The 11,378-nt window shown below is 73.7% G+C and carries 10 protein-coding genes and 2 pseudogenes; 5 read left to right on the plus strand and 7 right to left on the minus strand.

All coding sequences use genetic code 11. The annotated features are described in order from the left end of the window. From ACFWY6_RS38815 to ACFWY6_RS38830, 4 genes and pseudogenes are all read right to left on the minus strand, one after another. Positions 1–1,110 (minus strand): annotated as a pseudogene (locus ACFWY6_RS38815) (hypothetical protein); the annotation flags it as partial. Between the two features lie 77 nt (positions 1,111–1,187). Next, on the minus strand, positions 1,188–2,090 hold the full coding sequence (locus ACFWY6_RS38820) for a hypothetical protein (RefSeq protein ID WP_384700665.1): 903 nt from the start codon (positions 2,088–2,090) through the stop codon (positions 1,188–1,190). A gap of 55 nt (positions 2,091–2,145) precedes the next feature. Further along, a complete protein-coding gene (locus ACFWY6_RS38825) occupies positions 2,146–3,672 on the minus strand; it encodes a hypothetical protein (RefSeq protein ID WP_384700667.1) in 1,527 nt (508 codons plus the stop codon). 58 nt (positions 3,673–3,730) lie between these two features. Beyond that, positions 3,731–4,435, minus strand: a complete 705-nt coding sequence (locus tag ACFWY6_RS38830; RefSeq protein WP_384700669.1) for a GntR family transcriptional regulator — start codon at positions 4,433–4,435, stop codon at positions 3,731–3,733. A gap of 179 nt (positions 4,436–4,614) precedes the next feature. On the opposite strand from ACFWY6_RS38830, the gene ACFWY6_RS38835 reads away from it, so the two are divergent. From ACFWY6_RS38835 to ACFWY6_RS38855, 5 genes are read left to right on the plus strand one after another with little or no spacing between them, the layout of a single operon-like run. Next, complete coding sequence (locus ACFWY6_RS38835; RefSeq protein ID WP_384700671.1) at positions 4,615–5,916, plus strand: MFS transporter; 1,302 nt, start codon at positions 4,615–4,617, stop codon at positions 5,914–5,916. Next, entirely contained in the window at positions 5,913–6,704 is a 792-nt protein-coding gene (locus ACFWY6_RS38840; protein ID WP_384700673.1) for a putative hydro-lyase, read from the plus strand. The genes ACFWY6_RS38835 and ACFWY6_RS38840 overlap by 4 nt, the downstream gene beginning before the upstream one ends. 49 nt (positions 6,705–6,753) lie before the next feature. Next, a complete protein-coding gene (locus ACFWY6_RS38845; RefSeq protein ID WP_384700675.1) occupies positions 6,754–7,542 on the plus strand; it encodes a LamB/YcsF family protein in 789 nt (262 codons plus the stop codon). Next, entirely contained in the window at positions 7,539–8,153 is a 615-nt protein-coding gene (locus tag ACFWY6_RS38850; RefSeq protein WP_384700677.1) for an allophanate hydrolase subunit 1, read from the plus strand. Before ACFWY6_RS38845 ends, ACFWY6_RS38850 begins: the two co-directional genes overlap by 4 nt. Further along, positions 8,150–9,022: a biotin-dependent carboxyltransferase family protein gene (locus ACFWY6_RS38855; RefSeq protein WP_384700679.1), complete on the plus strand. Its 873-nt coding sequence runs from the start codon at positions 8,150–8,152 to the stop codon at positions 9,020–9,022. Before ACFWY6_RS38850 ends, ACFWY6_RS38855 begins: the two co-directional genes overlap by 4 nt. A gap of 36 nt (positions 9,023–9,058) precedes the next feature. Here ACFWY6_RS38855 and ACFWY6_RS38860 read toward each other — a convergent pair whose 3' ends face one another. The 3 genes and pseudogenes from ACFWY6_RS38860 to ACFWY6_RS38870 form a co-directional block, all read right to left on the minus strand. Beyond that, a complete protein-coding gene (locus ACFWY6_RS38860; protein ID WP_384700681.1) occupies positions 9,059–9,916 on the minus strand; it encodes an SGNH/GDSL hydrolase family protein in 858 nt (285 codons plus the stop codon). Beyond that, complete coding sequence (locus tag ACFWY6_RS38865; protein ID WP_384700683.1) at positions 9,913–11,229, minus strand: glycosyltransferase; 1,317 nt, start codon at positions 11,227–11,229, stop codon at positions 9,913–9,915. The genes ACFWY6_RS38860 and ACFWY6_RS38865 overlap by 4 nt, the downstream gene beginning before the upstream one ends. Next, positions 11,226–11,378 (minus strand): annotated as a pseudogene (locus ACFWY6_RS38870) (glycosyltransferase family 1 protein); the annotation flags it as partial. The pseudogene ACFWY6_RS38870 and the gene ACFWY6_RS38865, both read right to left, overlap by 4 nt.

Genomic DNA, 11,378 nt, shown 5'->3' on the forward strand with positions numbered 1-11,378 from the left:
GGCGGAGATCAGCGCGGACCTGCCGCGTGCCTGCTCGGCCGTCGTGACGGTGTGCGCGGCCGCGGTGACCCGTTCGGCGAGCTCGGCGGCGCGGCCCCGCTCGGCGACGGCCCGCGCGGAGAGCCGGCGGGCGAGCGTCCGGGTGCGCCGCTCGGCGCCCGCGTGCACGTCACGCGCGCGTGCCCGCGTTTCGGCTGCGTCGACGATCCGCCCGAGCAGATCGACGGACCCGGCGGTGAAGTCCCGCTCGGCGATGAGCTCGGAGCGGCGCCCCAGCTTGTTGCCGAAGCCATGGACCAGGTCGGCGAGGCCGTCCGTGTCGCGGGTGTCCGTGACGGCGCGCAGCAGCAGGTCGGTGAAGTCGGAGTCCTTCTTGACCGCGAAGAGTCCTGCGGCCTCGCCCTCGTCGGCGTTCATCTCGCGCTGGTAGCGGAAGAGTTCGGGGTCGAGGCCCAGGTCGCCGAGGTGTTCGTTCCAGCGGTCGTGGATCTCTTCCCAGTGCACTTCGAGGTGGGGGTACGCCTTGACCGCCTCGGTCAGCGCGTCACGGAAGCCCTTCATGGTGCGCCGCCGCCCCTGGGCGCCCGACGCGCCCTCCACGGGGGGCCGCACGGCGGTGGACTCGGCGACGGGCAGCGAGTCCAGGCTCATGCCGGGTCCTGGCCGGAACGAGTACCAGGCCTCGGCGAACTTGCGCGGGTCGTTGGAGACCTGGCGCCCGCGCCACTCGCTGACCTTGCCGACCACGACGCACTCGCCGGTCAGGGTGTGCTGCCACTCCAGGGCGACGTGCCCGCAGTCGTCGGCGAGGAGGAACTTGCGCAGGACGCCGGAGCTTGCGCCGCCGAGCGTGTTGCGGTGACCCGGCAGCATCACCGAGAAGATCAGCTTGAGCAGGACGGACTTGCCGCCGCCGTTCTCCAGGAAGAGCACGCCCGCGGGAGCCGGGCGGCGCGGCGGGCCGACCGGCTCCTCCTCGAAGAACTCCGCCTGGGCGGGCGCGGGGTCGGGCACCTCCGCGCCCACGCCGCGCAGGTCAAGCACGGTGTCGGCGTAGCGCGCACCGGCGGGGCCGATGGAGTAGAGGCGGACCCGGGACAGCTCGTACATGGCGGCGGACTCTCGTCGTAAGTCGTGGGGAACGGCAGGAAGTTGAAGGGGAGCGGCGTCGGGCGTGGGCGGTGACGTCAGGAGTGGAACGGCAGGCCCGCGTCGGCGGCCAGCTCCAGATCGTCGGTCTCGTCGGGGGGCAACAGGGTCGCGGACCCGTCCGTGACGGGCACGATGCCGAGTTCGATGAGCTCGGCCATGGCCGCACCGCCCGCCATGTCGCGGACCTGCAGCTGATAGCGCGCGGTGGTGCGGTACGTACCACCGGAGTCGTCGCCCGTGCGCTGCAGGAACCCGGAGTCGGTGAGGAACGCGACGGCTTTGCCGATGATCCCGGTGGTCGAACCGGCGAGCCGCCGGGCGTCCTTGGTGGCACCGGTGGAGCTGCGCCGCGCCCAGATCCGCCAGGCGGCTTCGAGGCCGGGGGCGTCGGTCGCCGGGTCGGTGTTCTCGCCCTGCTCCTCGGCGCGCTCCTCCAGGCGGTGACAGGCCTGGCGTACGAAGGCGTCCACGCCGTTGACCGTGACCCGGCCGATGTATCCGTCGTCGGCGAGGTCCTCGGGACGTGGGAACGCCATGGCGGCGACGGCGAGATGGGCGAGGCCGTGCAGAAAGCGGTCGGTGGAGTCGGCGGCGGTCCTGCGCGCGTAGTCGCCCATGCGGACGGCGAACACGGAGTCCTCGGCGGCCGTCACGGCCATGCCCGCGCGCGGGGACACCTCAAGGACGACCAGGCCGAGCCCGGCGGCGACGGCGTCGGCGAGCCGCGCGAAGGGCGGGTCCTCGCGGTACCGGCGGAGGAGCTCGGCGTACTCCTGGTCGCGGGCGGGCTGCAGTTTGGGCTGCAGGCCGAAGGCGACAAGGCGCGCGGCGTCGGCGGCGTCGGCCGGGGTGACGGCCGCGGTCGCGGCGGGCGCCGCAGGCGCCGTCGGGGGACCCGGCTCGCCCCACGCGGCGTGCTCTGCGGGGTGATCGGTCACGGCTTGTGCTCCTTGCGGCGGTCGTACGGGAAAGTCCTGGGAGTGGCGGGATTGCTCACGCGGCCTCCGTCCGGTCGGCGGCCATGCCCGCGGCGTCGAGCAGGGCCGTGCCCACGATGAGGTCGGCGCCGCCGAACTCCGGGTCGTCGAGTTCCGTGCCGTCGTCCACGGCGAACAGGAGCTTCTCCTCGCCCTGGCGGTAGGCGGTGCCGACCGGCGGGCTCGCCGCGTGGACGGCCAGGAGGGCGACCAGATAGGGCAGTTCGGCGTCGCGGCCGCGGGCGTCGGCGAGCAGTCCGGAGAGGCGGCGGGGCGCGTCGGCGGGCAGGTCGAGCAGCTCCATGGCGCTCGCGAGCTGCTCCTCGCTGAAGCGGCTGTCGTCGGGCGTCGCGATGAGGTCGGGCTCGGGCATCTCCACGCCCAGGTGCTCGCGCTCCTGCGGCGGCGTGAGCAGTATGTCGACCAGGTCCCCGACCCGTACGGAGACGGGTGTGCGCAGCCCCGTCCCGCGCGCGAAGAAGGCGCCCGTGACGCGGCTCGCCTGCTCGACCGGGAGCGGCAGGAGCGGCGCGACGAGCTGGCCGTACAGGTCGAGGCCGGTGCGGGCGGTGGGCGCCGCGAAGGCCTGGCGGTCCTGCTCGGCGCGGAACAGCGGCCCCGCTTCGAGGAGCCGGGACTGCAGCTGCGTGTGGCGGCGGATGCAGTCCTTGACGATGTCGACCAGCTCGGCGGCGCGGCGCTTGTGCTCGGGGTCCTCGGTCTCGTCGCGGGCCTTGCGGATGTTCGTCAGGATCGCGTTCTCGTGGCGGTAGCGGTCGGCGACGTGGTCGAGCGCCTCGGCGATCATGTCGGGGACGGCCTGCAGCCAGTCCACCGCGCGGACATTGCGCCGGGTCGCGTCGAGGGCCTTGCGGAGGGTCTCCGAATACTGCACGGTCCGGTAGCGCGCCTGCTCGGCGGCGAGCTGGGCGTCGGCGAGACGGCCGCGGCTGATCAGCACCTCCAGCTTCACCTCGGCGGCGATCTGGGCGCTGGTGACGTCCGTGTCGAGGGCGCCCACCAGGACGTTGACCGCCTCGTCGGTCGTGCGGAGGTAGACGCCGCCCCCGTAACCGGGCACCTCTTCGATCAGCTTGAAGTCGTAGTCCCTGCGCACATACGTGCCGTCGGGCGCGAAGGTGCCGTACACGGCGCGGAAGCCGCGGTCGACGCTGCCGACGTTGATCAGGTTCTCCAGGACCCAGCGGGCCACCCGCTCGTGCTCGGCGGCGGGGCGGCGCGGTGCCTGCGCGGCGACGCGCGGGAGCAGCCTGGCCACTATCTGCTCATGGTCGGCGCCGGTGTCGAAGTCCATGTTGAGCGTGACGAGGTCGATGGCGGAGAGAGCCACCTCCGCCATCGCGTACACGGTGTACTCGCCCGCCAGGTTGGCCTTGCGCGTGTCCAGGTCGTGCAGCGGCGCCGTGCAGGCGAGCGCGCGGAGCCGCCGCGCCAGGCCCTCGTCGGCGGCCGGGCCCAGAGCGGGCCTCGGCCCCGCGCTGAGCTGGGGCGGAGCGGTGTCCGTAACGGCAGGCGAAGTCACGGTGCACAGACTAGGTCCTCGGTCTGACACCGGTCGAAACGGCGCAGAAGCGACCGGCTCAGGCCTCGGTCGGCAGCAGGCGTCCGTACACCTCGACGAGCCCGTTGCGGGAGTCGTCCAGATACTCCGCGAGCAGCCGTTCGGCCTCGGCGGCGTCCCCGGCCCGGAGGGTGTCGAGGATCTGCCGGTTGCGTACGAGATACGGCTCGTGGAGGCGGCGCGGATCGTCCACCACGTGGAAGGCCAGGCGCAGTTCGGCGAAGACGCTGCGCATGACCTCGTCGGTGCGGGCGCTGCCGGCGAGCGCGACCAGCTCGCGGTGGAAGTGGATGTTGGCGGTGGAGACGCCCTTCCACTCGCGTTCGCGGGCCGCCTTGGTGCCGTCCGCGACGGCGCCCGCGAGCCCGTCGAGCGCGAAGGGCGGGTCGCCGAGTCCGCGGACGACCGCGCACTCCACGAGGCGCCGGGTGCGGTAGATGTCCTCCACGTCCTCAATGGTGAGAACTCGGACAAATACCCCGCGGTTGAGCTGATGGACGAGAAGTCGCTCGTGCGTGAGCAGCCGGAAGGCCTCGCGCAGCGTGTTCCGCGAGACACCGAGGGCGCCGCCGATGCTGTCCTCCGACAGCCGCACCCCGGGCGCGAAGTAACCCTCCGCGATCCGGCTGCGAAGGATGTCCGAGACCCGCTCCGCCGTGCTCGTGCGCCCCAGGAGCGCCCGGTCGTCGGCCAGTCCGCTCGCGCCAGCGATTCCCTCGGTCATGCCCGGATTCAATCGCAGATACAAAAACGAAACAACATGGGTATTGAGGGATCGTTCAACGATCCTCTACCTTGGCGGGCACGGCACGGCCCCCACCCGCTCCGTAGACCCGCGATGCCCGACCCACGCGACACGCTCGGCCCACTCCGCACCCTCCGTCCCCCTCCTGCGAGGTGCCCATGAGCACGCCCCCTCCACCACAGGCCGTCTCCACCGAGGCACGCCCCGCCGCGGCTGAACTCCCCGAAAGCGGCGGCGCGTTCGGCTGGCTGCGCGACCTCGGTCCGCGCGGCCGCCGCGCCTTCGCCGGCGCCTTCGGGGGCTACGCCCTCGACTCCTACGACTACTTCACGCTGCCGCTGAGCATGGTCGCGCTCGCCGCGTACTTCGGCCTGGACAGCGGCCAGACCGGCCTGCTCACCACGGTCACGCTCGTCGTCTCCGCGATCGGCGGCGCGGTCGCCGGAGTGATCGCCGACCGGATCGGCCGCGTGAAGGCGCTGATGATCACGGTCATCACGTACGCCGTCTTCACCGTCGCCTGCGGTTTCGCGCCCAACTACGAGACGCTGCTGGTCTTCCGCGCCCTCCAGGGCCTCGGTTTCGGCGGCGAGTGGGCGGTCGGCGCGATCCTGGTCGCCGAGTACGCCACCGCCAAGAACCGCGGCCGCACGCTCGGCGCGATCCAGAGCGCCTGGGCGGTCGGCTGGGCGCTCGCGGTGATCGTCTACACCCTGGTGTTCCAGTTCCTGGACGAGGACATCGCCTGGCGCGTGATGTTCTGGACCGGCGCCCTGCCCGCCCTGCTCGTCGTCTACGTACGCCGCAACGTCCACGACGCCCCCGAAGCGGCCGCGGAACGCCAGAAGAGCGCCGACAAGGGCTCGTTCACCGCGATCTTCAAGCCCGGACTGCTGCGGATCACCCTCTTCGCGGTGCTGCTCTCGACCGGCGTACAGGGCGGCTACTACACGCTCGCCACCTGGGTGCCCACCTACCTGAAGACCGAGCGCGGGCTCACCGTGGTCGGCACCGGCGGGTATCTCACCTTCCTCATCTCCGGTGCCTTCATCGGCTATCTGGCCGGCGGCTATCTCACCGATGTGCTGGGCCGCAAACGGAACATCACGCTCTTCGCGTTCCTCTCCGCGGCCAGCATCCTGGCGTACACGAACATCCCCGACGGCGCCAACGGCCTTCTCCTGGTGCTCGGTTTCCCGCTCGGCTTCTGTATGTCGGCGATCTTCAGCGGCTTCGGTTCGTTCCTCAGCGAGCTGTATCCGGCCGCCGTGCGCGGCACGGGCCAGGGCTTCACCTACAACACCGGGCGCGCCGTAGGCGCCGTCTTCCCCACCATGGTCGGCTTCCTGGCGGACAGCTGGGGCGTCGGCGGTGCGCTGGTCTTCGGTGCGATCGGCTACGGCATCGCCGTGCTCGCCCTGCTCGGGCTCCCCGAGACGCAGGGCAAGGAGTTGCTGTGACCGGGGCGTCCACCGTGCTCAAGGACCCCGTGCAGGCCCGCGCTCACTTCCGTTCGGGGGCGAGCGGGCCGACCGCGGGCTGGGCGGCGGGCCATACGCAGGCCAACTTGATCTCCGTCCCCGCCGACTGGGCGTACGACATGCTGCTGTTCTGCCAGCGCAACCCGAAGCCCTGCCCGGTCCTCGACGTCACGGATGCCGGCTCCTGGACCACGCCGCTCGCCCCGGGCGCCGATCTGCGCACGGATCTGCCGCGCTACCGGGTGTGGGAGCACGGCGAGTTGGCGGCCGAGCCCACCGACGTGGTCGGGCACTGGCGCGAGGACCTGGTGTCGTTCCTCATCGGCTGCAGCTTCACCTTCGAGTGGGCGCTGACCGAGTCCGGCATCCCGATGCGCCACATCGAGCAGGGCCGCAACGTCTCCATGTACGTGACCGCGCGCCCCTGCCGCCCCGCGGGCCGGCTGCACGGCCCCATGGTGGTGTCGATGCGCCCGGTGCCGCCCGAGCACCTCGCCACGGCGATCAGGGAGACCTCGCTGCTGCCCGCGGTGCACGGCGGCCCGGTGCACTGCGGTGAAGCGGCGGGGCTCGGCATCGACGACCTCGACCGTCCGGACTTCGGTGATCCGGTGGCCGCCGAGCCCGGTGACATCCCGGTGTTCTGGGCCTGCGGGGTGACCCCGCAGGCGGCGGTGATGGCCTCGCGGCCGCCGTTCGCCATCACCCACGCGCCGGGCCAGATGTTCATCACCGACGCCAGGGACGAGCAGTACCGGGTGGCCTGAGCGGGGTGACCGCCGGGCACGGAAACAGCGAAACAGGAGACCTACGTAGATGACCGACGCCTCTGCAGGACCGCGGGCCGACGCCGTGATCGACCTCAACGCCGACCTCGGTGAGGGCTTCGGCCGCTGGCGCCTGACCGACGACGAGGAGCTCCTCTCCGTGGTCACCAGCGCCAATGTGGCCTGCGGTTTCCACGCGGGGGACGCGGCCACCATGCGCCGGGTCTGCGCACAGGCGGCCGAGCGCGGGGTACGCATCGGCGCGCAGGTCTCCTACCGCGACCTGGCGGGCTTCGGGCGGCGCGCGATGGACGTGCCGCCCGACGAGCTGGCGGCCGAAGTGGCGTACCAGATCGGCGCCTTGGAGGTCTTCGCACGGGCGGCGGGCACGCGCGTGTCGTATGTGAAGCCGCACGGCGCGCTCTACAACCGCGTCGTCCACGACGAGGACCAGGCGCGTGCCGTCGTCGACGGCGTGCTGCTCGCCGACGGCACGCTCCCGGTGCTCGGACTGCCCGGGTCATGCTTCCTGGAGGTGGCCGGCAAGGCGGGCCTCCCCGTCGTCACCGAGGCCTTCGCGGACCGCGCGTACACCCCGCAGGGCACGCTCGTGCCGCGCGGCCTGGACGGCGCCGTCATCACGGACGAGGCCGCCGTCGTCGAACGCTCGGTCTCCATGGCCCGGTCCGGGACCGTCGCCGCCCAGGACGGGCGGCGGATCGACGTCCGCGCGCGTTCGCTGTGCCTGCACGGCGACACTCCGGGGGCGGTGGGCCTGGCCCGCGAGATCCGGGCCCGGCTCGCAGCGGCGGGCGTCGGCGTCGAGGCGTTCGCGTGAGGGTGCTTCCGGTCGGCGGCCGGGCGCTGCTCGTCGAACTCGCCGACGGGACCGAGGCGCAGGCGCTCCACGCCGAGCTGCTGCGCCGCAGGGCGGCGGGACTCATCCGGGTGCGCGAACTCGTGCCCGCGGCCCGCACGGTGCTCCTTGACGGCCTTGACGACCCCGGCCGCGTCGGGGCGGAGCTCGCCGGCCTGGAGATCCCGCCGCTCTCGGCGCGCGACGAGGCGGTCCTGGAGATCCCGGTCCGCTACGACGGCCCCGACCTGGCGGAGGTGGCGACGCGCTGGGGTGTGCCGCCCGAGGAGGTCGCACGGATCCACTCGGCGGCCGAATTCCGCGTCGCCTTCTGCGGATTCGCGCCCGGCTTCGGCTATCTGACCGGGCTGCCGGGCCACTACGAAGTACCGCGCCGGGCCACTCCGCGCACGACCGTCCCGGCCGGCAGCGTCGCCCTCGCCGGGCCGTACACCGGGGTGTACCCGCGCCCGTCGCCCGGTGGCTGGCAGCTGATCGGTTCGACCGATGCCGTGCTGTGGGACCACGCGCGCGTGCCCGCCGCGCTGCTCGCTCCCGGCGTACGGGTGCGCTTCGTCCCGGAGGCACGATGACCGACCGTGCCTTCGCCGTCGTACGGGCCGGTGCGCTGACCACGGTGCAGGACCAGGGCCGCCCCGGGCACGCACACCTGGGGGTGCCGCGCTCCGGAGCGCTCGATCCGGCCGCCGCGCGCCTGGCCAACCGCCTGGTCGGCAACCCGCCCGACGCCGCCGTCCTGGAGACCACCCTCAACGGCTGTTCCGTACGCCCTCGTTGCGAGGTGACGGTGGCGGTGGTCGGCGCGCCCTGCCCGGTGCGCGTCGACGGCCGTCCCGTGGCCTGGGGTGCGCCCGTGCGGGTCCCGGCCGGGGCGCTGCTCGACATCGGGGCGGCCGTCTCCGGAGTACGGTCCTACGTCGCGTTCGGCGGCGGCGTCGCCGTCGAACCCGTGCTCGCCAGCCGCTCCACGGACCTGCTCTCCGGGCTCGGCCCACCGCTCCTTGCGGACGGAACCGTCCTGCCCCTGGGGAGCGTTGTCGCGCCCCACGCGCGCGTGGACACCGTCCCGCACCCGGCACCACCGCACGAACTGGTCCTGCGGGTGACGCCCGGACCCCGCGCCGACTGGTTCACGTCCGGCGCCGTGCGCACGCTGACCACGCGCGCGTACCGGGTGTCGCCGGCGAGCAACCGCATCGGCCTGCGCACCGAAGGCCCGTCCCTGGAGCGGGCGTTCACCGGCGAGCTGCCGAGCGAAGGCATGGTCCTCGGCGCGGTCCAGGTGCCGCCGGACGGCCGGCCCGTGGTGTTCCTCGCCGACCACCCGACGACCGGCGGATACCCGGTGATCGCGGTGGTCAGGGAGGCCGACCTCGGCGCGGCCGCCCAGGCGGTGCCGGGCACGCCGCTGCGGTTCGTCACCGGGGCGCCGCGTACCTGAGCGCCGCGTACGTGAGAGCCGCGTACGCGAGAGCCACTACGCCGCGTCCGGCTGCTCGGCGGCCGAGAGCGCGGCCAGGGCCGTGGCCACTCCGTGGCTGGCGGTCAGGTCGAGGCGGGCGCTGCTGCCCCGTACCTGGTGGCGTACCTCGTCGGCGGCGAGGGTGAGCAGCTGGGGCAGCAGATCGGTGCACCGGCGCGCCACCCATCCGGTGCCGGCCGTGGCCAGCCACCAGATGCTCGCCGACCGGGTGGGCTGCGGGAGTTGAGGCTCGCGGGACGGCGGGCTGCCGGCCGCGGCGCCGCGTGCCGCGAGCAGTGCGTGGAAGCGGGCGGCGAGCAGCCGGTGCCCGCGCTCGCCGGGGTGCAGCCGGTCCGCGCTCCACAGGCCGCGGTCGGCCACCCAGTCGCCCTCCGCCGCGTGCAGGTGCACCGCGCCGTACCGCTCGGACAGCGCGTGTACGACCGCGTTGACGCCGCGCTGGCGCCTCGCCAGCGGGCGGGCCAGGGCGCCCGGCAGGCCGAGCATGGCGCCGGGGTCGGGCAGGCAGGCGGTGAGCAGCAGGGCGCCCTGCTGCGCGCAGGAGGCGTAGATCTGATCGAGGCGGGCGGCCACGGCGTGGATGTCGAAGGTGCAGCGGAGGGTGTCGTTGACGCCGACGACTACGGAGATGATGTCGGGGCGCAGTTCGAGCGCCGCGGGCAGCTGTCTCTTGAGGACGTCGGAGGTCTGGGCGCCGCTGACGGCGACGTTGTGGAACTCGGCGTCGTCGCCACCGGGCGGGGCCAGGCCTGCGGCCAGCAGTGCGGCCCAGCCCCGCCAGCCGTCCGCCACGGGGTCCCCGATCCCCGCGGTGAGGGAGTCGCCCATGGCCACGAAACGCAGGGGGCTCATGAGGCGTACCCGGTGTCCGTTGCCGTACTTGCCCTTGCGCCAGGTGCATCCGTGCCCGGCAGCGGGGTTGTGCCCACCCGTCCCGCCCTGCGGGACGCCTGCCCACAACCAAGTGGCGCTTCATGTGCGGCCAAGAACGCGGCTACCGCCCCTTCCCAGCCGAAACACTCCGCACGCGCGCGTGCCGACTCCCGGCGTTGGCCTTCGGGTCGCGCAAGAAGTGTCTGGACGGCGGTTGCGAACGCCTTGCCGTCGTCCTTCGCGACGGCGCCCGCCCCGCCCACGATCTCCGGCAGCGCCGACGAAGCGCTGGCCACCACCGGCGTTCCGCAGGCCAGGGACTCCAGGGCCGCCAGGCCGAACGTCTCGCAGGGGCCCGGCGCCAGGCTGACGTCGGCCGCGGACTGCAGCGCCCCCAGGGCCGCGCGGTCCGCGACATGGCCCAGGAAGGTCACCGGCAACCGCCGCTCGCGCGCCCGCTGTTCGAGGCGGCCGCGCAAGGGGCCGTCCCCCGCCACGACGAGCACAGCCCGTACGCCCCGCCCGCGCAGCGCCTCCAGGGCGTCGAGGGCCGTGCCAGGGCGCTTCTCCACGGACAGCCGCGAGCACAGCACGAGAAGCACCTCGTCCACGCGCGCGTGGCGGGCCCGCACGCGGGCGTCGTACAGCCCCGGGTGACGTCGTTCCAGGTCGACGCCGAGCGGCGCACGTACGACATTGCGTGCCCCGATGCGGACGAACTCCCGCTCCGCCCACTCCGTGGTGCACACGACACGCGCGTACGCGTGCGCGGTACGGGAGTTGAGCGCGTCGGCGGCACGGAGCGCGGCCCCCGGAGGCAGGCCCCAGGTCCTGAGGACGGCGTCGGTGGCCTCGTGGGAGACCATCACGGCCGGGATGCGGCGGTGGCGGGCCCACGCGCCGGTCCAGCGCAGTGTCGTGCGGTCGGAGACTTCGAGCCGGTCGGGGGCGAGGCGCTCCAGGAGCCGGGCCACCCGCACACGGTCCTTGAGGACGCGATAGCCGCCGGTGCCGGGCAGCACGGGGCCCGGCACGGTCAGCACGCGTCCCTGCTCGGTGTCGCGCACCGAGGCCCGCTCGCCGGGAACGACGAGGACGGGTTCATGCCCGGCCGCCAGGTAGCCGCGGCCCAATTCGCGCAGTGCCGTGCGCAGTCCGCCCGACGAGGGCGCGACGAAGTTGGCGAGCCGCACGATCCGCAGCCCCTCCGCGGCCCGTGCGCCGGACCGCGCCGCCCCGCGGGAAGCCGCCGCCCGGGAAGCCGCCGCCTCCCGGTATGCCGCCGCCCTCATGCCGCCACCGCCGTCCGCGTCGCGAGCACCTCGGCGTAGTGGCCGACGAGCTGCTCGCCCACCGCGCCCCAGGTACGCCCTTCGACGGCGGCGCGTCCTGCCGCCCCGTACGCGGCGCGCAGCCCCGGATGGGGGGCGAGCGCCCACAC

The organism is Streptomyces sp. NPDC059037 (assembly GCF_042740015.1).
Lineage (GTDB): Bacteria > Actinomycetota > Actinomycetes > Streptomycetales > Streptomycetaceae > Streptomyces.

Coding starts and splice junctions, on each gene's coding strand:
- ACFWY6_RS38855 (WP_384700679.1), top strand. CDS start 8,150: ATGACCGACCGTGCCTTCGCCGTCGTACGGGCCGGTGCGCTGACCACG.
- ACFWY6_RS38845 (WP_384700675.1), top strand. CDS start 6,754: ATGACCGACGCCTCTGCAGGACCGCGGGCCGACGCCGTGATCGACCTC.
- ACFWY6_RS38860 (WP_384700681.1), bottom strand. CDS start 9,916: ATGAGCCCCCTGCGTTTCGTGGCCATGGGCGACTCCCTCACCGCGGGG.
- ACFWY6_RS38835 (WP_384700671.1), top strand. CDS start 4,615: ATGAGCACGCCCCCTCCACCACAGGCCGTCTCCACCGAGGCACGCCCC.
- ACFWY6_RS38865 (WP_384700683.1), bottom strand. CDS start 11,229: ATGAGGGCGGCGGCATACCGGGAGGCGGCGGCTTCCCGGGCGGCGGCT.
- ACFWY6_RS38830 (WP_384700669.1), bottom strand. CDS start 4,435: ATGACCGAGGGAATCGCTGGCGCGAGCGGACTGGCCGACGACCGGGCG.